Here is a 20,134-nt window from a genome sequence, read left to right as displayed (position 1 = left end):
GCGCCTCAAGCTCTGGCAATCACGAAAACGTGACCGCCGTCGTCGGCCGGCCCGGCACTGACAAGCTGATGGCCGTCCTCACGGCAAAAATGCGGGATATCGATTACCGCAAGCGGATCGGTGGTTTCAATGCGGATGCGGGCGCCGCTCTTCAGGCTGCGCAGGTGCTTGCGGGCGCGTAATACCGGCAGTGGGCATTTCAGTCCGCGCAAGTCGAGCGCGTCGTCTTCGCTGCCGCTCAATTGCTGCTCCATATTTTCCAGAGCGGCTTTTTTGGCTTCGAATCCGCGGCGGCATTGGCCATCGGCGCGGGCGCCAGCGGGTTTGCTGCCGGCACAGGCACGTCGGCCGCCTCTGCCATCTGATCAGCCGGTATGGCGGTTTCGGCCGCAACAGGTGCTTCAGGTGCTGCGCTTTGGGAAGCAGGTGTAGGTGTGGGTTGAGCCGCCAATGCCTTCAACGGGTTGCCGGTTGAAAACAGGCTCAGAACCGCGGGAGCGGACTGACCACCATTGGCGGCAATTCTTGCTTCCCGCGCGGCTTCGCGTTCGGCGCGTTCCTGTTCGGCCTCGGCTTTGGCCTGAGCGGCAGCGAGTTGCCGGTTCTCATCGTGCTCGAATTTGGCAACCGCCTTGGCAAAATTCTGGTTCCAGGTCTTCTCATAGCCGGAATAGGCCGAGGCCAGGCTTGGCGGCAAACTTGCCGGCGGGCAGGCTTCGGTCGACCGGAACGCCGCATTCTCGATCTGCGGCACCTGGTTGAACACGTAACGCCGCTCGCAGACTTCGACCTTGGCGGGCCGCTTGGTCAGTTCGAACTGGTCGTAGCCGGCCTTCAGCATCTTCCAGAATTCGAAATGTTCGTTGTCGCGGTGGCGAGCCATGTTCTCCGGTGTCATCCGGAACGGGAATGCCTCGACCATGAAGTATTCCTGGCCGCCCTTGAAGGCGTCGCGGGCAAAGCCGTAAATTTCGAGCACCTGTTCATCGGTCATGGAGTAGCACCCGGCCGAAGAGCAGGCGCCATGGACCATCAGATTGCTTCCGTTGCGGCCATGGGCCCGGTCATAGCTGTTGGGGTAACCCATGTTAAAGGAGAGGTAGTAGCTCGATCGCGGGTTCATCTGCGACGGGTAGATCCGGTAATAGCCTTCCGGTGCCTGGCGGTCGCCTTCCTTGAACTTGGGGCCGAGCTTGCCCGACCATTTGCAGATTTCGTAGGAGGCGATCAGATCGTAGCGGCCATTGCCCTTCTGCTTCCAGATCTCAAGCGCGCCTTCCTCCTTGAAGATACGCATCATGATCGGCGAGCGCGTGCTCATGTCGTTCGCCTTCATCTTGTTGACGAGCTTGGCGGGCAGCGGGTGCTCAACCTTGTTGGCAACTGAATCCAGCGCATCCTGACAGCCGGTCAGCCCCAGCAAGAGGAGGGGAACAAAGCGCAACATTCTGATCGACATCATCGGAGCTCTCGGATTTTGCAATATGCCATTGCTGTTGCGGATTGACGGCCCTGCCGGTGCCGCCGGGCCTGAGAAATCAACGCAATATTATAACCAACATGGTTCATGAAGCCTTACCGCCACGGCCTGTCCCAGGGGAAAGCCATTTCAAGCGGCTACAAATGGCTTGAAAATTGTGGCCCGAATGCGGCGCCGATCAACCGATCTGACGTCCGATCTTGAGAAACTTCTCACGGCGGTCGGTGCGCACCTCGTCACCCGACAGGGCTGCCAGTTCCTCGAGCGCCTTGGAAATCGTCTCGCCGGTGCGGGCGATGACGCTGTCGCGGTCGCGATGGGCGCCGCCGACCGGTTCGGGAATGATGCCGTCAATGATGCCAAGGCCGCGCAAATCTTCCGCCGTAATCTTCATTGAGGTGGCAGCATCGCGGGCACGGGTGGAATCGCGCCACAGGATCGAGGCTGCACCCTCGGGTGAAATCACCGAATAGATCGCGTGTTCAAGCATGTAGACGCGGTTGCCGGTGGCAATCGCGATGGCGCCGCCGGAGCCACCTTCGCCGATCACGATCGATACCAGCGGGACACGAAGGTTGAGACAGGTTTCGGTCGAGCGGGCGATGGCCTCGGCCTGGCCGCGTTCCTCGGCGCCAATGCCGGGATAGGCGCCAGCGGTGTCGACCAGGGTCACTACCGGGATGGCGAACCGGTCGGCAAGTTCCATCACCCGGATTGCCTTGCGGTATCCTTCGGGGCGGGCTGAGCCGAAATTGTGACGGATACGGGTCTTGGTATCATGGCCCTTTTCCTGGCCGATGACAGCCACGGGTTGGCCGCGGAACCGCGCAAAACCAGCCTGGATGGCAGGATCCTCGGCGAATTTGCGGTCGCCGGCCAGCGGTGTGAAGTCCTCGAAAAGCGCCTTGGCGTAATCCTTGAAATGCGGCCGGTCGGGATGCCGGGCGACCTGGGTTTTCTGCCAGGGATTAAGCTTGCTGTAGATCTCGGCCATGGCGTCACGCGCCCTGGTTTCCAGCCGCGTGATCTCGTCACCGGTGTCGATGCTCTCATCTTCGGCGGCCAGTTTCCTCAACTCGAGGATCTTGCCATCCAGATCGGAGATGGATTTTTCGAAATCAAGGTAGTTATGCATTGAGTTCTTTTCCGAGCGGGTATCCGCAATTTCGTTCGCTGCACACAGTCAAGCGCAGTTAAGTGCATCTGTCACGTAGTGATCGATATGTCGCGAGCGCGCTTAATCGCGATTCTTTGTGGCATTTGCAAGGGGGTGATGCTGATTGACGAGTTGCTTGAGCCGCTCATCAAGCACGTGGGTGTAGATTTGGGTGGTGGAAATGTCGGCGTGGCCCAACAATTCCTGAACCGCGCGCAGGTCCGCGCCGCCGGCGAGAAGATGGCTTGCGAAAGCATGCCGCAACACATGCGGAGATACTTTGGCGACAGGAAGACCGGCGCGGGCGGCGACATCCTTGAGCTCTCGGGCAAACACCTGCCGCGACAAATGGCCCTCGCTGGAATTGGCCGGAAACAGATAGCCCGATTGCTCGGCGGTTTCACCGATCTGCGTCAGCCAGGTCTCGAGGGCTGCGCGTGCCGGGCGCGACATCGGCACCATGCGCTCCTTGGCGCCCTTGCCGCGGACAATCAGAAACCGGCCACCATCGGCGAGCACCCTGTAGGGCAGGCCCACCAGTTCGCTGACCCGCATGCCGGTGGCGTAAAGCAATTCAAGCAGGGCGCGAAAGCGAATGCGCTGCAGCCGTTCGGGATCATTCTGTGCCTGGGCAATTTCTGTTTCGGCCTGGCCAAGCAGCCGGGTGACCTCATCGATGCTGAGGATCTTGGGCAGGGATCGTGATTTGCGGGGGGAATCAACGACGCCGGTCGGGTCGTCTTCGCGCAGGCCTTCGGCGTGCAGGAACTTGTAGAATTGCCGCAAGGCGGAAAGCCGCCGGGCCTGGGAGGCAGGCGAGAAACCCCGCGCGGCGAGATCGCCGATGAAGGCACGGATGTCGACGGCCTGCGCACGACTCAATGTGGTTCCCAGCCCGGCAAGCACCATGGAGGCGTCCTCGAGATCGCGCCGATAGGCATCGAGCGTGTTGATTGCCGCGCCGCGCTCGGCGCTCATCATTTCGAGGAATGCTTCGGCATGGGCGGCGCTGAGATCGCGCATCGGGTGGGGCAGCCCCGGTTAGTTGTTGAGTCTGTCGGTGGGAACGCGGATGGTCACGTCACGCTCCACCGGTTCGACATAGATGATCAAGGCAAACATGGCGCCGTAAACAAGCCCGGCAAGCACGGCGCACAAGACTAGAAATCGAAACAGGGATGGCATGGAGACTCCGGCGAACTGATATCCGTGCTGTTATGCGGCAGTGCGGCCGCTGATTCAAGGCAATGTGGCAGGGGCGGTGCGCTTGACGCGCCGCCGGACATGGCCAATAGAAGGCGCGACCATGGACCAGAAGCCGGGGGAGCCAGGTGACGGAAGAGCAGACAAGCGCGCTGGAGCAGGATATCGCCAAGGCGCGGCGTGTGCTTGGCCACCGCAATCTGGTGTTTGTCGGCCTGATGGGCGCCGGCAAATCCGTCATTGGCAGGCTGGTGGCGCAGATGCTCGATATTCCCTTTGTCGATTCAGACCACGAAATCGAACGGGTATCGCGGATGACCATCGAGGAATTGTTCCAGACCTATGGCGAACCGGAATTCCGGGCACTGGAGGCGCGGGTGATCAAGCGGCTCTTGAAAAGCGGGCCGCGGGTTCTTTCCACCGGTGGTGGCGCCTTCATGAACGACACCACCCGGGCGATGGTGTTGAGGAGCGGCCTGTCGGTATGGCTGAAGGCGGATCTCGATATATTGTGGGCACGGGTTTCCAAACGCGACACGCGGCCGTTGCTGAAGACGGCAAACCCGAAGCAGACTCTGTCGACTTTGCTCGATCAGCGCTATCCGGTCTATGCGCAGGCCCGGCTTACGGTACAGTCGCGGGACGAGCCCAAGGAAATCATCGCCGCTGAAGCCATTGCCGCCATCGCGCGGCTGGATCACAGCCAGGACACGGTATCAACGTCATGAATCAAGCCACTCCATCACAAACCATCCGTGTCGATCTGGCAGATCGCAGCTATGACATCGTCATCGGCTCCGGACTTATTGCCCGCGCCGGCGCCGAGATTGCCGCGCGCGAGCACGGCATAAGGTGCGCGGTGGTGACGGACAGAAACGTGGCGGAGGCACATCTCGATGCTCTGCTTGAAAGCCTTGCCGGCGCCGGCATCGATGCGGCGCCGCTGGTGCTGGAGCCGGGCGAGAAGACCAAGCGCTTCGATGAGCTGATCCATGTCTGCGATCACGTGCTCGGAGCGAAACTCGAACGCGGTGACGCGGTGATCGCGCTTGGCGGCGGGGTGATCGGTGATTTGACCGGCTTTGCGGCCGGGATCGTGCGGCGCGGCATGAAATTCATTCAGATCCCGACCAGCCTGCTGGCCCAGGTGGATTCGTCGGTGGGTGGCAAGACCGGGATCAACGCGAGCCAGGGCAAGAACCTGATCGGGGTGTTTCACCAGCCCAACCTGGTGCTGGCCGACAGCGACGCGCTCGACACATTGCCGATTCGCGAATTCCGCGCCGGCTATGCGGAAATGGCGAAATACGGGCTGATCGACCGACCGGAATTTTTCGCTTGGCTTGAAGCCAATTGGCGTGAAGTGTTTGCCGGTGGTGCTGCACGGATACAGGCAATTGCCACCAGTTGCCAGGCCAAGGCAGAGGTGGTTGCCGCCGACGAACGCGAACATGGCGCCCGGGCGCTGCTCAATCTCGGGCATACCTTCGGTCACGCGCTTGAGGCTGCGACCGACTATGACGGACGCAGGCTGGTGCATGGCGAGGGCGTGGCGATCGGAATGGTGCTGGCGCATGAATTTTCAGCGCGGATGAACCTTGCAAGCCCCGACGACGCAGCACGGGTCGAGCACCACCTCAGAGAAGTTGGCTTGCCAACCCGGATGCAGCATATTGAAGGTGGGCTGCCGGCAACCGATATACTGATGAAACACATCGCGCAGGACAAGAAGGTTCAGCGCGGTGCGTTGACCTTCATCCTGACCCGCGGCATTGGCCAATCCTTCATCGCCAATGACGTACCGCAGGACGAAGTTTTTCGATTCCTGGAAGACAAGCGAGCATCATGATGCTGGAATATGCAGGCGAATTGCTGGTTGAGCACGGGCTGACGATCCTGGCGATCGTCGTGCTGATTGCCCTGTCGGGATTTTTCTCGGGATCTGAAACGGCATTGACTGCGGCCTCACGGGCGCGGATGCATTCGCTTGAAACCAGCGGCGAGGCCCGCGCGGCGACCGTTAACGGGCTGATTGAACGCAAGGACCGGCTGATCGGGGCCTTGTTGATCGGCAATAACCTGGTCAACATCCTGGCTTCGGCGCTGGCCACCAGCGTGCTGTTGTCGATATTCGGCGATTCCGGTGTTGCCGTGGCGACGCTGACGATGACGCTGCTCTTGGTGATCTTTGCCGAGGTGCTGCCAAAGAGCTGGGCGATCTCGAGACCAGATCGGTTCGCCATGGCGGTTGCGCAGATGGTCAAGGCTTTTGTCGTCGTGGTCGGGCCGATGTCGAGTTTCGTCAACTGGATCGTTCGCAACATCATGTCATTGTTCGGTGTGACCTTCGCCTCGGAAACCTCGATGCTGTCTGCACATGAGGAAATCCGTGGCGCAGTCAATCTGCTGCACCGCGAGGGGGCGGTGGTCAAAGCCGACCGCGACCGCCTCGGCGGGGTGCTCGATCTGGGCGATCTGGAAGTCTCCGATGTGATGATTCACCGCACCTCGATGCGGATGCTCAACGCCGATGAGCCGTCAGAAGTCAATGTCCGGGCGGTGCTTGAAAGCTCCTACACACGCATGCCGATCTGGCGCGGGACAATGGACAACATCATCGGCATCGTCCACGCCAAGGATGTGCTGCGGGCGCTTGCTGACGCATCCAACGATTCGAACCGGATCGATATCGTCAAGATTGCACAAAAGCCGTGGTTCGTGCCCGACACCACCAGCGTGCCGGATCAGCTCAATGCCTTTCTTCGCCGCAAGGCACATTTTGCCATCGTCGTCGATGAGTATGGCGAGGTCGAGGGCTTGGTGACGCTTGAGGATATCCTGGAAGAAATCGTCGGCGACATTGCCGATGAGCATGATACCGAAGTGCAGGGAGTCCATCAGGAGGCTGATGGATCGGTTGTTGTCGATGGCTCGGTGCCGATTCGTGATATCAACCGGGCGCTCGACTGGTCACTGCCTGATGACGAGGCAACCACCGTGGCGGGGCTGGTGATTCACGAATCTCAGACTATCCCTGAGGAAAAGCAGGCATTTACCTTTCACGGCAAGCGTTTCATCGTCATGAAGCGCGACCGCAACCGGATTACCCGGCTGCGGATCAGGCCAGCAGAAAAGCTCTAAAGGCGCGCGATGCGCTGATAGGGGTACAGGCAGCGCTGGTGCGTTTACCAGCGGGTAGGCTCGCCGGGTGCCGAGGCTTCGACGGCCATGGCATGCAGGCCGCTGTCGAGCTCCTCCTTGAGCACGGCGTTGACGGCGCGGTGCCGGTCGACGCGGCTGAGGTCGGCAAAGGCTGCGGCGACGATGCGAATCCGGAAATGGGTTTCGCCGGCGCCGTCGAAGGTTGCATCGCCCTCGCTATCGGCGTTGTGATGGCCTGCGTGCAAATGACTTTCGTTGATCACCGAAAGTCGCTCGGGCTGAAAGTGGTCTGTCAGCCTTGTTTCGATGCGGTTTTGTCGGGACATGGCGGCGCTCCTGGCGGTTGATCCGGTCATAAAGTCAGTTTGTGGCAATTTGCGAGGTGGCATTCGGGATCAAGACGGGGTACGCAGCTTGAATCATCCTTGTCAATCCTTGTTCGTTAACGTTCAGAGCAGCATAATCGGGACCATGAAATTGGATTCGAAATATTTCGACCGCATCCGGGTGCGTCGCCGCGGCGAGCGCCCTGCAGAACCCAGCACGCCACAGTGCCAATGGGATGGATGCGAAAAGCCGGGCGCTCACCGCGCACCGGTCGGCCGTGACGCCGAGGGGCAGTACTTCATGTTCTGCTTCGAGCACGCGCGTGACTACAACAAAGGCTACAATTATTTTTCGGGCCTCTCTGACGGAGAGATCGCGCGCTATCAAAAAGAGGCGCTGACCGGCCACCGGCCAACCTGGAAAATGGGCGTGGACCGCTCGGCTGGAAGCGGCCCGACTCAGTCGACCGCCCGCTCCGGTTCGGCTGGCGCCCAGGCGCGGATGAAAGATCCGTTCGGGTTCTTCAACGACCCGAGAGGCAACAAGCCAGTACGGGCACGCAAGATCAAGGCGCTGGAGTCCAAGGCGTTCGAAACGCTCGGATTGGCCGCAAATTCCAAATCTGCCGAGATCAAGGCGCGCTACAAGGACCTGGTGAAGCAGCACCACCCCGACGCCAATGGCGGCGACCGTGGCTCGGAGGACCGTTTCCGCGAGGTCATCCAAGCCTACCAATTGTTAAAGCAGTCCGGTTTCTGCTAAGCGATAAACAACTGAGTCCAGCGGGTGTGCCGGACCGGACATGAGAGACGGCCCGTGGGCTTAACACGCCGGGCCTTGGAGACATGATGAGCAAGATCGACCTCGACATTACCAACTTGCCCGACACCACCGTGAACGTGCGTGAGGTGTTCGGCATTGATTCGGACATCACTGTCCCGGCCTACAAGGAGCGGGACTCCTATGTGCCTGACCTTGATCCGGACTACCTGTTCGACCGAGACACCACGCTGGCGATTCTGGCGGGCTTTGCCCACAATCGTCGGGTGATGGTTTCGGGTTATCACGGCACCGGCAAATCGACCCATATCGAACAGGTGGCGGCGCGGCTGAACTGGCCCTGCGTGCGCGTCAACCTCGATAGCCATGTCAGCCGGATCGATCTGGTCGGCAAAGATGCCATCGTCGTGCGCGACGGCCTTCAGATTACCGAATTCAAGGACGGCATTCTGCCTTGGGCTTATCAGCACAATGTCGCGCTGGTGTTTGACGAATACGACGCGGGCCGTCCCGACGTGATGTTCGTGATCCAGCGGGTGCTCGAATCTTCCGGCCGTCTGACGCTTCTCGACCAGAGTCGCGTCATCAGACCGCACCCGGCATTCCGACTGTTTGCGACTGCCAACACCGTTGGCTTGGGCGATACTACCGGGCTGTATCACGGCACCCAGCAGATCAACCAGGCGCAGATGGACCGTTGGTCGATCGTCACCACGCTGAACTACCTGCCGCATGATCATGAGGTCGATATTGTCGCCTCCAAGGTCAAGGATTTCGCCAAGGGTGACGGCCGCGAAACAATTTCGCGCATGGTTCGGGTGGCAGACATGACCCGGTCATCCTTCATCAATGGCGACCTTTCGACGGTGATGAGCCCGCGTACGGTGATCATGTGGGCTGAAAACGCCGTGATCTTTGGCGATGTGGCGATGGCCTTTCGTCTGACCTTTCTCAACAAGTGTGATGAACTTGAGCGGGCGCTGGTGGCCGAGCATTACCAGCGTGCCTTTGGTGTCGAGTTGAAGGAAAGCGCCGCCAATATTGTTCTCAGTGCAACCGCCTGACGGGTCTAGCCATGGCCGGACGCGGCGACAACATCAGATCAAAACCCACTGGCGTGGTTGACGCCGAGCCGTTCAAGCAGGCGTTGATCGGCTGCGTACGGGCGATCTCCGGCGATAATGAGCTGGAGGTCACGTTCGGCAGCGACCGACCCGGCCTGGCGGGCGAACGGGCGCGGCTGCCGGACTTGCCGAAGCGGCCGACCGCACATGATTTTGCGGTAGCCCGGGGCGTGGGCGATTCGATTGCGCTGCGCAAAGCCTGCCATGACGACGCGGTGCATAATCGCATGGCGCCAGAAGGGCCGGACGCGCGCGCTGTCTATGACGCGGTCGAGCAGGCTCGGGTCGAGGCCATTGGTGCGCGGCAGATGACCGGTATTGGCGACAACATCACCTCGATGCTCGAAGACAAATACCAGCGGGCCAATTACAGCGGCATCACCAACCGCGAGGATGCGCCGCTGCAAGAGGCGCTGGCGCTGATGGTGCGTGAAAAGCTGACCGGGCGGGCGCCGCCCGAGACTTCGGGCCAGGTTGTCGAGCTGTGGCGCGACTTTGTCGAGGGCAAGGCCGGTGACATCCTGCAGTCACTGGAAGATTCGGTCGACAACCAGCAGGCTTTTGCACGGGTGGTGCGAGAGATGCTGTCGGCCATGGAGATGGCCGAGGATTACGGCGAGGACGACGACCAGCAGAACGAGCAGGACGACGTTTCCGACGACGACCAGCCGAGCAGCGACGAACAGAACGAGCAGTCTTCCGAGGAAGAGGCCGGATCGGATGCTGCGCCCGCTGAAGAAAGCGAATCCTCTGAAGAGCAGATGGACGCCGGCGAAATGGACGGCGCAGAAGTCGGTGACGACGATACCATCGATGAAAGCGACGAGGACGCAGACACGCCGGGCGAGACCCGCAAGTCGAGCGATCAGTTTGCCGATCTCAACGAGAAGATCGACTACAAGGTGTTCACCACCGAGTTTGACGAGGAAATTCTCGCTCAGGATTTGTGCGAGGAAGCCGAACTCGACCGGCTGCGCGCGTTTCTCGACAAGCAGCTGGCGCATCTGCAGGGTGTGGTCGGGCGGCTTGCCAACCGGCTGCAGCGGCGGCTGATGGCCCAGCAGAACCGGGCCTGGGATTTCGATCTCGAGGAAGGGTATCTCGACTCAGCGCGGCTGACGCGGATGATCATCGATCCGATGCAACCGCTGTCGTTCAAGATGGAGCGTGATACCAGCTTCCGCGATACCGTCGTCACCCTGCTGATCGATAATTCAGGCTCGATGCGGGGCCGGCCGATCACCGTGGCCGCCACCTGTGCTGACATTCTGGCGCGAACGCTGGAGCGCTGCGGCGTGAAGGTGGAACTGCTGGGCTTTACCACCAAGGCCTGGAAGGGCGGGCAGAGCCGCGAAAAATGGCTGACCGGCGGCAAGCAGCCGACACCGGGCCGGCTCAACGACCTGCGCCACATCATCTACAAATCGGCCGACGCGCCGTGGCGGCGTGCCCGGCGCAATCTCGGACTTATGATGCGCGAGGGGTTGCTCAAGGAAAATATCGACGGCGAAGCCCTGATCTGGGCGCATTCGCGGCTGCTCAAGCGGCCCGAGCAGCGGCGTATCCTGATGATGATCTCGGACGGCGCGCCGGTCGACGATTCAACCTTGTCGGTCAATCCGGGGAATTATCTCGAGCGCCACCTGCGCGCTGTTATCGAGGAAATCGAAACCCGCTCTCCGGTAGAGCTGCTGGCAATCGGCATCGGCCATGACGTGACGCGTTACTATCGCCGTGCGGTTACGATCGTGGACGCAGAAGAACTTGCTGGCGCCATGACCGAGCAACTGGCAGCGCTGTTTGCGGACGAAGGCGGCGAGCCAAAGGCGCGTCGCGGTCGCAGACCGGCGTGAGCAAAGCCGGTTCGATGATGCGGTTGCCGGCCTTGGCAGGGGTGCTTGCCCTGGCCGCCATCTTTCTGTTTCCGTCTGTTCGGGCCGAAGAAAATGCGATTGAGGTCCGGTCACGGTTGATCGAGAACTTCAAGGTTGGCTCCGACCAAACCCGCTTTGGCGATTTCGAATTTGTCGGCGGGCTTGAGCTAAGCTCGTCCGATTCCGCACTTGGGGGGATGTCGGCGATTCGCCTGTCCGCCGACAGACAGCGCTTTCTGGGCGTGATGGATACCGGCTTCTGGTATGCCGGAGCGCTCGACCGGGACGATCAAAACCGGATGATCGGAGTTCGGGATTTCAAGGTATCGCCGATTCTCGGCTCGGACGCGAATTCTTCGCGGGAAAAATGGCGGTTCGACGCCGAAGGAATGGTGCTGCGCGGGGATGAGGCGCTGGTCAGTTTCGAGCGGCTTCACCGGGTGGACATCTATCCTGCCCAGGCGCCGGGCGGAGCCAAACCGACCGGGTCGCTACCGCTGCAGATTCCGCTCCCGGAGTTTCGCGGCAACCGCGGTCTGGAAGCGATCATGGTTGCGCCCGAGAGTTCGGCGCTCGCGGGGGCAGTGGTGGCTGTCTCGGAAATGAGCCTCGACAAGGATGGAAATATTTTTGCGGCGATCCTGACCGGGTCGTCAAAAGGCGTGTTCCACGTCAAGCGCGATCTCCCCTACAATGTCACCGATGGCGATTTTCTGCCCAATGGCGATCTGCTGCTGCTGGAACGCCGGTTCTCGATCGCCCAGGGGGTCGGCATGCGGATCCGACGGTTCGACGGAAGCCGGATCGGGGTCGGCAATCTGATCGATGGAGAGGTTATCCTGGAAAGCGATTACGGCTACCAGATCGACAATATGGAAGGGCTGGACGTGACCACGGACGAACAGGGTCAAGTGTTCGTCACGCTGGTCTCGGATGACAATCACTCGATCCTGCAGCGCAACCTGCTGCTCGAATTCCGCTACCTGGGCGACGGGTAGCAGTCTTTCCGATGCCCCGCCTTGCGTGCGGCAGATTGGTGGCTCTGGGCGTTGCCAGAGATCAGGTGCGGGGCTGCGGTGCCAAAACCGGGATCAGCGCGCCATAGGGCACCAGCATGGCCAGTCCGACCAGCAGCTTGACCGAGAGGTCGCCCAGTGCCCAGGACAGCCAGCGTGGCGCCTCCTGGGCGAACAGACCGAGCAAGGGGGCGGCTTCGCTGGCAAAGCTGTCGCCGGGGCCGATCACGACGGCGGCCTGCGAAAAGGCGAGGCTGAAGAAGACCAGCGTATCCAGACCCGAGCCGATGACGGTCGAGACCAGCGGCGGCAGCCACCAAACCTTGTTGCGCAGCCGATCAAAGATTGAGACATCGATCAGCTGCGCCATCAAGAACGCCGTGCCCGAGGCCACGGCGATACGCGGTGTGGCAAGCCAGATCGACAGGATGACGGCAATCACGAAGCCGCAGAACACCACCATGCGGGCGGCGCGCGCACCAAACCGCCGATTGGCGAGATCGGTCACCAGAAATGCTACAGGGTAAGTAAATGCGCCCCAGGTCAGAAGATCGGCGAGGTTGAGCGCGCCAAGCGTCAGATCGACCGGGAACTGCACGAGGAAGTTCGAGGCGACGACAATGGCGGCCATCACGGCCATGAACGGCATTACGGAAGGAAACAGACGCATTTTTTTATCCTGGGTTGATGCCACCAGCGGAAACGGAAGAAGGCGGGCCCAAGCCCGCCATCTTGATAAGAAAGAACGGCGCCGTGATTAGGCGGCGGCGCTTTCTTCAAGCTTCTTGGCAATCTGGCGCTTGAGCAGACGTGCGCGCATCGACAGTTCGCCGTCCTTGGCCTTGGCCAGGAATGCGTCGAGGCCGCCACGATGTTCTACTGTGCGCAGAGCATAGGCCGTAACCCGAAGGCGGAAACGCTGGCCGAGAGCATCGGAAATCAGCGTTACATTGCACAGGTTCGGCAGAAACCGGCGACGGGTTCTGTTGTTGGCGTGGCTGACATTGTTTCCAGACTGTACGGCCTTGCCGGTCAATTCACAGCTGCGGGACATCTTGCACCTATTATCTCTTCGCCAGCGGACGGGCTGAGCCACATCGAGGGCTCACCCAAAGGACCACAGGCCTTTATTGGAAAGTCGCGTGTCTATAATCAGCCACGCAAGCCGCGTCAAGTCGGGATGGCCGATAAACGGGCAGAACAGCACGTTTGAAGCCGTATCCCTTGATTTTTGTCGCCGCAGGCATCGAATTGCCGCATTGTGCGTCGAGGCAACAAACATAGCAGGATCGGCGACGACCGTCGAGCCGTGGCTTTGAGAGGTGTGCATGACCCGACTTCGCGGCATATTCTGCATCGGACTGCTGGCTCTGGCGTCGCTGATGCTGCTCCAGCCGAGAGCAATGGCCGAGCCTGTTCATGTCTATACCGATTATTCGGTATCGCTGATCGGACTTCCTGTGGCCTATCTGAAATTCAAAACCGAGATCGACGGCGCTTCCTACAAGATCTCGGGAAACCTGCGCACGTCGGCGCTCACCAACATCGTCAGCAAGTCCCGTGGCAACGCCAGTGTCTCGGGCAAGTTCGGCAAGGACCGGCTGCGGGCGTCGCGTTTCTCGGTGGCCTATACAGCCGACGCCAAAACCCACAAGACAGAAATCCGTTTCAACAATGGCAATGTCAGTTCGGCGACCAATACCCCAAAGCGCAAGCGGACGGCTGCCGATTGGGTACCGATCAGTGCAGAAGACATGCGCGCGGTGCTGGATCCGTTGTCGGGCCTGGTGTTCCCGGCGAGCGCTCGGGTATGCCCCAGCAGTCTGCCGATTTTTGACGGTGAGACACGGGTGACTCTGCATTTGAAGCCGAAAGGAGTGCGGCCCTTCCGGACCAAGGGCTTCAAGGGAGATGCGATTGTTTGTGCTATCCGGTTCGTGCCGCAGGCCGGGTACCGGAAAGGTTCCTCGGCAATACGGTATTTGCAGAAGCTGACCAAAATGGAAGTGTGGTTCGCCAAGCATGAGCAGGGTGGATTTTACGCCCCGGTCTACGCCAAGGTGCCGACCAAGATCGGTCAGGTGGTGGTTGCGGCAACCCGGTTTGGCGGGTAAAGGCACCACGGATGCGTGCGCGCATTTGAAGGGGTCGCAACTTGCAGAAAATTCCTACCCTTGTCGGGTTCTTGGCGATCATCATGTGGTCGTCCCTGGCGGTGCTGACGGCGGCCTCGGGCACGATGCCGCCATTCCAGCTTTCGGCGATCTGCTTTGCCATCGGGTCGGTGATCGGCGTGTCGGCGATGCTCAGGCAGCCATCCCGGTTTCGCGCCTTGCGGCAGCCTGCCAAGGTCTGGGCGTTGGGGCTGTTTGGCTTGTTCGGCTATCATTTTCTCTATTTTACCGCGCTCAGAAACGCCCCGGCGGTCGAGGCTGGTCTGATTGCCTATGTCTGGCCGCTGCTGATCGTCGTCGGCTCGGCGCTGCTGCCGGATGAACGGCTTGGCTGGCACCATGTGGCAGGTGCGCTTCTGGGACTGTCGGGAACGGCGCTGATCCTGTTGCAGGGCGCGGATGGTGGATTTGGCGGTGGCAGCCTGATCGGCTACGGCGCGGCGGTGCTCGCCGCACTCACATGGTCGAGCTATTCGCTGCTGTCGCGGCGCTTCGGCTCCACGCCTACGGATGTGATCACCGGGTTCTGCATGATGTCGGCGGTGGCGTCGCTTCTGTTCCATCTGCTGATGGAAACCACGGTCTGGCCTGCGACCCCCGGGCAATGGTTCGCCGTTATTGGTCTCGGGCTGGGGCCGGTGGGGCTGGCGTTCTACGCATGGGATTACGGTGTCAAGAACGGCAATATCCAGATCCTGGGCGTGGCCAGTTATGCAGCGCCCTTGCTGTCGACGCTGATTCTGATTGGCTTCGGCTATGGTGAGGCGACGCTCACGATTGCGGTGGCGGCGATGCTTATTACCGGCGGCGCCTTTCTGGCGGCCAAGGATCTGTTGAAGCGGAAAAAGCGAAAATGAGCACGTTTCTGCAGAACCACAATGGCGCGGTGCTTGCCTGTTTGCTGATTTCGCTGCTGGGCTTTGTGGCCTTTTTGCTGATGCTGCAGCGGCCGACCTCGCTGATACGGACCGTGGCCAAGACCGCGGCGGTTGCAGCCCTGTCGGTGATGGCGCTGGCCGTCGATGGACCGCTGCTGCTGATCTTCGCGCTGGCGCTCTCGGCGCTTGGCGACGCGTTTTTGGCGCATGAGGGCCAGGCGGCGTTTCTCGGCGGGCTCGGCAGCTTCCTGATGGCGCATATTCTCTATGCGGTGCTGTTCATATCGTCTGGGCCCGGGTTCAGCCTTGATGTGCTGCCGGGTCTGGCCGCGGTTGTGGTCTTCGCACTGGTGGTCGGTTTCGTGATGGTGCGTGGGGCAGGGGCGCTGGCGTTGCCGGTGGCAGCCTATGTGCTGGCGATTGCCTGCATGGGACTTGGCGGCGTGACGCTTGGCGGGCAGGTGCTGGCAGGCGTGGTGCTGTTCATGGCATCGGACGCGATTCTGGGCACGGAAAAGTTCCTGATGACAAAGGACAGCCCGGCCCGGCGCGCCAGCAGCATTGCTGTCTGGGTGCTCTATTATTCAGGACAGGTGCTGATTACCCGCGGCCTTCTGGTTTGAGCGGCGCGCCGTCATAGGGCGAAGGTCGCCAGTCGGGCGCGGCCATCTCAAAGCTGGAAAATTCAAAACCTGGTGCCACAGTGCAGCCAACCAGTGTCCAGGCGCCGAGCGATGCTGCGGTTTGCCAGCATCCCGCAGGCACCACCAGTTGCGGCCGTTCGCCCGCGGCCAGGTTCATTCCCAGACGGTGGGATTGGGCGTTGCATTCGTCAGACGACAAGGTCAGCGCCAGCGGGCCACCACCATGCCAGTGCCAGATTTCGGTGGCGTCTGTAACGCGGTGCCAATGGGAGCAGTCGCCGCCTTCGAGCAGATAGTAGATAGCGGTCGAATGGCCGCGTGGGCCACCCTCGGTATCGCGGAAGGTTTCAAGGTACCAGCCACCCTCGGGATGTTCCTTCATGTCGAGGGTGGCGATGATGTCGCGTGCAGTGAGTGTCGGATCCATGCTTAAAAACCATCCTTGCGCCGGCGCAGCTCGGCAAAAACCTCGACATCGCTGGCTGATTCCATGCCGAGCTGCTTGCGGATGCCGGCATCGTTGGTGCGCATGAATGGGTTGGTGCGCTTTTCATAGCCGATGGTGGTGGGCAAGGTGGGCAGACCCTTTGCGCGCAAGCCGACAATATCCTTCATCCTGTCAGCTAATGCCTGGTTGTCGGGGTCGATGATGACGGCGAAATTGGCGTTGGACTGGGTGTATTCGTGGCCGCAATAGACCCGGGTTTCATCGGGAAGCTCGCCGAGGCGGGAGAGCGAGCCGAACATGTCTTCCGGAGACCCTTCAAAAAGCCGGCCGCAGCCGAGGGCGAACAATGTATCCCCGGCAAACAGCAATTTCTCCTCGGGAATATAAAAACAGATGTGACCTGCGGTGTGGCCAGGCGTTGAAATGACTTCCACGGTTCGGCCCGCGAACTTGAAAGTATCACCATCGCCGACAGTCCGGGTCAATCCGGGGATCGCTCCTGCCTCGGCTGCCGGACCGATGATCTTTGGCGAATGGGGTATGGCAAGAGCTGCGATACCTTCGACATGATCGGAGTGGTGATGGGTAATGAACAGGTGCGTGAGCGCCCAGCCGTTTTGCCGGAGGCGTTCGGCAATCACGGTTCCGTCGGGCGCATCAATGCTCGCCGTGTCGCCGGTGAGCGGATCGTGCAGGATCACTCCGAAATTGTCGCGCCGGCAGGTGAATTGTTCGATCATCAAGCTCGTCACGGGGCTCCCCTTCGACTTTGGAATCAATTCTGAAATCATAGCTGCAGCGGTTCGATCCGTCACCTTGGTCATGTCGCAGCCGCCTCGGGCTGCTTGCAGGATGATTTTACTGGCAATTGCGCCATGTTGAGGGTGTATTGTCAGGACAACGGCCAATTGATGCGTTCGGGACACCAACCATGCATACCGATATCGTCGAGCTGCGACAGTTTTATCATTCCCGCCTCGGGCGGTTTGCGGAACATTCGGTGGCGATGGCACTGTCGTCGATCTGGGCCAGCCTGCCGGGAGAGCGGCTGATGGGAATGGGCTATGCCGCACCCTATCTCGACCGGTTCCGCCCTGACGCGGAACGGACATTCGCGTTCATGCCAGCCGGGCAGGGCGCGGTGAACTGGCCATCGGGCGGGCCCTCGGCCACTGCCCTGGTGTTTGACGAGGAACTGCCGTTGCCCGACGCCTCGCTCGACCGGATTCTGATGGTACATTCGCTGGAATTTGCCGAAAATCCACGGGAAACGCTGATGGAGCTTTGGCGGGTGCTGGCGCCGGGCGGCAGGCTGGTGATCGTTGCACCCAACCGGCGTGGCGTCTGGGCCCGGTTCGAGCACACGCCCTTCGGTGCTGGCCGACCCTATTCGCGTGGCCAATTGGTACGGCTGTTGCGGGAAAGCAATTTTACTCCGGGAGCGTTTGCCGAGGCGCTGTTCTTCCCGCCATCTGACCGTGCGGTGCTGCTGCGCTTGCGGGGCATTTTCGAGCGGATCGGCCGCAGGATGTGGCCGGTTTTTTCGGGCGTGATCGTGGTCGAGGCGCAGAAGCGGCTCTATCAGGGCCTGCCGGTGGCGGCGCGGGCGTCACGCCGAGTGTTCGTGCCGGTGCTGTCGCCGCAGACCTCGCGTGCAGCGCATCGCCGGGGCAATTCGACTGACAACGCTGCGCACTGAGCGCAGTCTCTCGACAAGATCGCCGCAAGGGGTTATTTCCGCCCCATTATTTTCGGCCTTCCGCAAGCAAGGAGCCTTCCCCATGAGCAGCACCGACATGCCACGTCCCAAATCGGGCGTTATGGATATTGCAGCCTATGTTCCGGGCCGCGAGACCGCCCATGGCGTGGCAAAGGTCTACAAGCTGTCCTCAAACGAATCACCGCTGGGTCCGAGCCCGAAGGTCGCCGAGGCAATCGCGGCCAGAAGCGCCAATCTGGCGATCTACCCGGATGGTTCCGCGCATGTGCTGCGAGAGGCGATCGGGCGCGCCTACGGGCTTAACCCCGACAACATCCTGTGTGGCAACGGTTCGGATGAACTGCTTGGTCTCTTGTGCCAGACCTATCTCGGGCCCGGAGACGAAGGCCTGTTCACCGAACACGGGTTCCTGGTCTACAAGATCCAGATCATGGCCGCCGGTGCCACCCCGGTGACGGTTGCCGACAATGATGATCTCAATGTCGATGTCGACCGGATCCTGGCTGCCGTTACCGAGCGGACCAAGCTGGTTTTCCTTGCCAATCCGAACAATCCGACCGGCACCTATGTTCCGGTCAATGAAGTCAAGCGGCTGCATGCGGCGCTGCCGCGCCATGTGATTCTGGTGCTGGACGCGGCTTACGCGGAATATGTCCGCCGCAATGATTACGAAGCCGGCATCGAGCTGGTTTCAGCCAGTCCCAATGTGGTGATGACCCGGACTTTTTCTAAGATCCATGGTCTTGCCGGTCTCCGGATCGGCTGGATGTATGCCCATGAGGCGATCATCGACGCCTGCAACCGGGTGCGCGGACCGTTCAACGTCAACGCCCTGGCAATCGTTGCCGGCGCGGCGGCGATCGGCGATCGCGAGCATGTCGAACGAGCCGTGGAGCACAACGAGGCCTGGCTCGGCCGGGTCAGCGAGGGGCTGCAAGCGCTGGGCCTGTCGGTGACACCGTCGGTAGGCAATTTCGTGTTGGTGCATTTTCCGACGACGCCGGGCAAGACCGCAGCGGAGGCCGACGAATATCTGTGCGCGCGCGGTTATGTGCTGCGCCGGGTTTCGGGGTATGGCCTTCCTGATGCGCTGAGGATGACGATCGGTGACGCGGAAGCCAATCTGGGCGTGCTCGAGGCCTTGAGAGAGTTCATGGCTCAACCGTCATGAGCACACCCATGTTCGAGAATGTCGCCCTGATCGGCATCGGGCTTATCGGCTCGTCGCTGGCGCGGGTGATTGCTGCCAAAGGACTGGCGGGTCACGTGGCAATAGCCACCAGAAGCGCCGAGACGCTTGCCCAGGCGCAGGCGCTTGAACTTGGCGACAGCTATTACCAATCCAACGCCGAGGCTGTCAGGGATGCCGATCTGGTGATTGTCTCCGTGCCGGTCGGCGCGTCGGAAGCGGTGGCGATTGAAATAGGTCCGCACCTCAAACCGGGCGCGATCGTTACCGATGTCGGCTCGACCAAGGCTTCTGTGGTTAGGCAGATGGCGCCGCATATCCCGGCCCACGCGCATTTCATTGCTGGTCACCCGATTGCTGGTACCGAGCAGAGCGGTCCGGCTGCGGGATTTGCCGAACTGTTCCAGGACCGCTGGTGCATCCTGACCCCGACCGAGGGAACCGATGCCGATGCGATCGAACGGCTTGGCCAGTTCTGGCAGGCCTGCGGTTCGACCGTCGACCGGATGGATCCCGATCATCATGACCTGGTGCTGGCGATCGTTTCGCATCTGCCGCACATTATTGCCTATAATATCGTCGGCACCGCAGACGATCTGGAAGCGGTGACCAAATCCGAAGTGATCAAGTACTCGGCCTCGGGTTTCCGCGATTTTACCCGTCTGGCAGCGTCGGACCCGGTGATGTGGCGCGATGTCTGCCTGCACAACAAGGATGCCATCCTGGAAATGCTGGCGCGGTTTTCCGAAGACCTGTCGTCGCTGCAACGATCAATCCGCTGGGGTGATGGTGACAAGCTGCTTGAGCTGTTCACGCGGACGCGCGGTATCCGTCGCTCGATCATCGAGGCGGGGCAGGATACGGACGAACCGAACTTCGGCCGCAACGTGCACAAGACGGAGCCTGCCGGCCCTGGCGAGTGAGTTTGGATGTGTCGGTGAGGATGCCACGAGCCGGGC

23 protein-coding genes are annotated in these 20,134 nt (G+C 60.9%); 13 read left to right on the top strand and 10 right to left on the bottom strand.

The window, feature by feature from the left end:
• Positions 1-5: 5 nt before the first annotated feature.
• The 5 genes from ACK6D9_RS00650 to ACK6D9_RS00630 all read right to left on the bottom strand — a co-directional run bounded on the left by ACK6D9_RS00650 (position 6) and on the right by ACK6D9_RS00630 (position 3,821).
• Positions 6-254 (bottom strand): sulfurtransferase TusA family protein, encoded by a 249-nt coding sequence (locus ACK6D9_RS00650; RefSeq protein WP_322989209.1) that lies wholly within the window; start codon positions 252-254, stop codon positions 6-8.
• Positions 239-1,459: a L,D-transpeptidase family protein gene (locus tag ACK6D9_RS00645; RefSeq protein WP_412051701.1), complete on the bottom strand. Its 1,221-nt coding sequence runs from the start codon at positions 1,457-1,459 to the stop codon at positions 239-241. The genes ACK6D9_RS00650 and ACK6D9_RS00645 overlap by 16 nt, the downstream gene beginning before the upstream one ends.
• A gap of 199 nt (positions 1,460-1,658) precedes the next feature.
• Entirely contained in the window at positions 1,659-2,615 is a 957-nt protein-coding gene (locus ACK6D9_RS00640; protein WP_322989211.1) for an acetyl-CoA carboxylase carboxyltransferase subunit alpha, read from the bottom strand.
• Positions 2,616-2,717: 102 nt separating this feature from the next.
• Positions 2,718-3,659, bottom strand: coding sequence for a site-specific tyrosine recombinase XerD (locus ACK6D9_RS00635; protein WP_412050243.1), 942 nt, complete (start codon positions 3,657-3,659; stop codon positions 2,718-2,720).
• Between the two features lie 18 nt (positions 3,660-3,677).
• Positions 3,678-3,821, bottom strand: coding sequence for a histidine kinase (locus ACK6D9_RS00630; RefSeq protein ID WP_267654258.1), 144 nt, complete (start codon positions 3,819-3,821; stop codon positions 3,678-3,680).
• Positions 3,822-3,967: 146 nt separating this feature from the next.
• Between ACK6D9_RS00630 and ACK6D9_RS00625 the strand changes: the two genes are divergently transcribed.
• The 3 genes from ACK6D9_RS00625 to ACK6D9_RS00615 are packed head-to-tail and all read left to right on the top strand — an operon-like array spanning position 3,968 to position 6,980.
• Positions 3,968-4,567, top strand: a complete 600-nt coding sequence (locus tag ACK6D9_RS00625) for a shikimate kinase (protein WP_412050242.1) — start codon at positions 3,968-3,970, stop codon at positions 4,565-4,567.
• Complete coding sequence (gene aroB, locus ACK6D9_RS00620) at positions 4,564-5,688, top strand: 3-dehydroquinate synthase (protein ID WP_412050241.1); 1,125 nt, start codon at positions 4,564-4,566, stop codon at positions 5,686-5,688. Before ACK6D9_RS00625 ends, aroB begins: the two co-directional genes overlap by 4 nt.
• Positions 5,685-6,980 carry an HlyC/CorC family transporter gene (locus tag ACK6D9_RS00615; RefSeq protein ID WP_412050240.1) on the top strand — a complete coding sequence of 432 codons (1,296 nt, stop codon included), beginning with the start codon at positions 5,685-5,687 and terminating at the stop codon, positions 6,978-6,980. Before aroB ends, ACK6D9_RS00615 begins: the two co-directional genes overlap by 4 nt.
• A 44-nt stretch (positions 6,981-7,024) precedes the next feature.
• On the opposite strand, the gene ACK6D9_RS00610 is transcribed toward ACK6D9_RS00615, so the two are convergent.
• A complete protein-coding gene (locus tag ACK6D9_RS00610) occupies positions 7,025-7,327 on the bottom strand; it encodes a BolA family protein (protein WP_412050239.1) in 303 nt (100 codons plus the stop codon).
• Positions 7,328-7,463: 136 nt separating this feature from the next.
• Here ACK6D9_RS00610 and ACK6D9_RS00605 point away from each other — a divergent pair, with 136 nt between their 5' ends.
• From ACK6D9_RS00605 to ACK6D9_RS00590, 4 genes are all read left to right on the top strand, one after another.
• Positions 7,464-8,090, top strand: coding sequence for a J domain-containing protein (locus tag ACK6D9_RS00605; RefSeq protein WP_412051700.1), 627 nt, complete (start codon positions 7,464-7,466; stop codon positions 8,088-8,090).
• Positions 8,091-8,176: 86 nt separating this feature from the next.
• Positions 8,177-9,172: a cobaltochelatase subunit CobS gene (gene cobS / locus ACK6D9_RS00600; protein WP_322989217.1), complete on the top strand. Its 996-nt coding sequence runs from the start codon at positions 8,177-8,179 to the stop codon at positions 9,170-9,172.
• A gap of 11 nt (positions 9,173-9,183) precedes the next feature.
• On the top strand, positions 9,184-11,085 hold the full coding sequence (gene cobT, locus ACK6D9_RS00595) for a cobaltochelatase subunit CobT (protein WP_412050238.1): 1,902 nt from the start codon (positions 9,184-9,186) through the stop codon (positions 11,083-11,085).
• Positions 11,086-11,099: 14 nt separating this feature from the next.
• Positions 11,100-12,104 (top strand): esterase-like activity of phytase family protein, encoded by a 1,005-nt coding sequence (locus tag ACK6D9_RS00590; RefSeq protein ID WP_412051699.1) that lies wholly within the window; start codon positions 11,100-11,102, stop codon positions 12,102-12,104.
• 61 nt (positions 12,105-12,165) lie between these two features.
• Here ACK6D9_RS00590 and ACK6D9_RS00585 read toward each other — a convergent pair whose 3' ends face one another.
• The gene (locus ACK6D9_RS00585; protein ID WP_412050237.1) at positions 12,166-12,792 is read right to left on the bottom strand and encodes a queuosine precursor transporter; all 627 of its coding nucleotides are present in this window, start codon (positions 12,790-12,792) and stop codon (positions 12,166-12,168) included.
• 87 nt (positions 12,793-12,879) lie between these two features.
• Entirely contained in the window at positions 12,880-13,176 is a 297-nt protein-coding gene (rpmB, locus tag ACK6D9_RS00580; RefSeq protein ID WP_322989222.1) for a 50S ribosomal protein L28, read from the bottom strand.
• Positions 13,177-13,450: 274 nt separating this feature from the next.
• On the opposite strand from rpmB, the gene ACK6D9_RS00575 reads away from it, so the two are divergent.
• The 3 genes from ACK6D9_RS00575 to ACK6D9_RS00565 are packed head-to-tail and all read left to right on the top strand — an operon-like array spanning position 13,451 to position 15,797.
• Complete coding sequence (locus ACK6D9_RS00575; protein ID WP_412050236.1) at positions 13,451-14,236, top strand: DUF3108 domain-containing protein; 786 nt, start codon at positions 13,451-13,453, stop codon at positions 14,234-14,236.
• A 41-nt stretch (positions 14,237-14,277) separates the two neighbouring features.
• The gene (locus ACK6D9_RS00570; protein WP_412050235.1) at positions 14,278-15,153 is read left to right on the top strand and encodes a DMT family transporter; all 876 of its coding nucleotides are present in this window, start codon (positions 14,278-14,280) and stop codon (positions 15,151-15,153) included.
• The gene (locus ACK6D9_RS00565; RefSeq protein ID WP_412050234.1) at positions 15,150-15,797 is read left to right on the top strand and encodes a lysoplasmalogenase family protein; all 648 of its coding nucleotides are present in this window, start codon (positions 15,150-15,152) and stop codon (positions 15,795-15,797) included. Before ACK6D9_RS00570 ends, ACK6D9_RS00565 begins: the two co-directional genes overlap by 4 nt.
• On the opposite strand, the gene ACK6D9_RS00560 is transcribed toward ACK6D9_RS00565, so the two are convergent.
• A complete protein-coding gene (locus tag ACK6D9_RS00560) occupies positions 15,775-16,245 on the bottom strand; it encodes a cupin domain-containing protein (RefSeq protein WP_412050233.1) in 471 nt (156 codons plus the stop codon). The genes ACK6D9_RS00565 and ACK6D9_RS00560 overlap by 23 nt on opposite strands.
• A gap of 2 nt (positions 16,246-16,247) precedes the next feature.
• On the bottom strand, positions 16,248-17,018 hold the full coding sequence (gene gloB / locus ACK6D9_RS00555; protein WP_412050232.1) for a hydroxyacylglutathione hydrolase: 771 nt from the start codon (positions 17,016-17,018) through the stop codon (positions 16,248-16,250).
• Between the two features lie 179 nt (positions 17,019-17,197).
• Here gloB and ACK6D9_RS00550 point away from each other — a divergent pair, with 179 nt between their 5' ends.
• From ACK6D9_RS00550 to ACK6D9_RS00540, 3 genes are all read left to right on the top strand, one after another.
• On the top strand, positions 17,198-17,965 hold the full coding sequence (locus ACK6D9_RS00550) for a class I SAM-dependent methyltransferase (RefSeq protein ID WP_322989198.1): 768 nt from the start codon (positions 17,198-17,200) through the stop codon (positions 17,963-17,965).
• A gap of 82 nt (positions 17,966-18,047) precedes the next feature.
• Complete coding sequence (hisC, locus tag ACK6D9_RS00545; protein ID WP_412050231.1) at positions 18,048-19,157, top strand: histidinol-phosphate transaminase; 1,110 nt, start codon at positions 18,048-18,050, stop codon at positions 19,155-19,157.
• A complete protein-coding gene (locus ACK6D9_RS00540) occupies positions 19,154-20,098 on the top strand; it encodes a prephenate/arogenate dehydrogenase family protein (protein WP_322989200.1) in 945 nt (314 codons plus the stop codon). Before hisC ends, ACK6D9_RS00540 begins: the two co-directional genes overlap by 4 nt.
• The last annotated feature ends 36 nt before the right edge of the window (positions 20,099-20,134 follow it).

The organism is Hoeflea sp. Naph1 (assembly GCF_046837775.1).
Lineage (GTDB): Bacteria > Pseudomonadota > Alphaproteobacteria > Rhizobiales > Rhizobiaceae > Hoeflea.
Note: the sequence above shows the minus strand (reverse complement) of the source record. Positions and strands in the feature narration are given on the sequence as shown.

Coding starts and splice junctions, on each gene's coding strand:
- ACK6D9_RS00650 (WP_322989209.1), bottom strand. CDS start 254: ATGGAGCAGCAATTGAGCGGCAGCGAAGACGACGCGCTCGACTTGCGC.
- ACK6D9_RS00645 (WP_412051701.1), bottom strand. CDS start 1,459: ATGTCGATCAGAATGTTGCGCTTTGTTCCCCTCCTCTTGCTGGGGCTG.
- ACK6D9_RS00640 (WP_322989211.1), bottom strand. CDS start 2,615: ATGCATAACTACCTTGATTTCGAAAAATCCATCTCCGATCTGGATGGC.
- ACK6D9_RS00635 (WP_412050243.1), bottom strand. CDS start 3,659: ATGCGCGATCTCAGCGCCGCCCATGCCGAAGCATTCCTCGAAATGATG.
- ACK6D9_RS00630 (WP_267654258.1), bottom strand. CDS start 3,821: ATGCCATCCCTGTTTCGATTTCTAGTCTTGTGCGCCGTGCTTGCCGGG.
- aroB (WP_412050241.1), top strand. CDS start 4,564: ATGAATCAAGCCACTCCATCACAAACCATCCGTGTCGATCTGGCAGAT.
- ACK6D9_RS00615 (WP_412050240.1), top strand. CDS start 5,685: ATGATGCTGGAATATGCAGGCGAATTGCTGGTTGAGCACGGGCTGACG.
- ACK6D9_RS00610 (WP_412050239.1), bottom strand. CDS start 7,327: ATGTCCCGACAAAACCGCATCGAAACAAGGCTGACAGACCACTTTCAG.
- cobS (WP_322989217.1), top strand. CDS start 8,177: ATGAGCAAGATCGACCTCGACATTACCAACTTGCCCGACACCACCGTG.
- cobT (WP_412050238.1), top strand. CDS start 9,184: ATGGCCGGACGCGGCGACAACATCAGATCAAAACCCACTGGCGTGGTT.
- ACK6D9_RS00590 (WP_412051699.1), top strand. CDS start 11,100: ATGATGCGGTTGCCGGCCTTGGCAGGGGTGCTTGCCCTGGCCGCCATC.
- ACK6D9_RS00585 (WP_412050237.1), bottom strand. CDS start 12,792: ATGCGTCTGTTTCCTTCCGTAATGCCGTTCATGGCCGTGATGGCCGCC.
- rpmB (WP_322989222.1), bottom strand. CDS start 13,176: ATGTCCCGCAGCTGTGAATTGACCGGCAAGGCCGTACAGTCTGGAAAC.
- ACK6D9_RS00575 (WP_412050236.1), top strand. CDS start 13,451: ATGACCCGACTTCGCGGCATATTCTGCATCGGACTGCTGGCTCTGGCG.
- ACK6D9_RS00565 (WP_412050234.1), top strand. CDS start 15,150: ATGAGCACGTTTCTGCAGAACCACAATGGCGCGGTGCTTGCCTGTTTG.
- ACK6D9_RS00560 (WP_412050233.1), bottom strand. CDS start 16,245: ATGGATCCGACACTCACTGCACGCGACATCATCGCCACCCTCGACATG.
- ACK6D9_RS00550 (WP_322989198.1), top strand. CDS start 17,198: ATGCATACCGATATCGTCGAGCTGCGACAGTTTTATCATTCCCGCCTC.
- hisC (WP_412050231.1), top strand. CDS start 18,048: ATGAGCAGCACCGACATGCCACGTCCCAAATCGGGCGTTATGGATATT.
- ACK6D9_RS00540 (WP_322989200.1), top strand. CDS start 19,154: ATGAGCACACCCATGTTCGAGAATGTCGCCCTGATCGGCATCGGGCTT.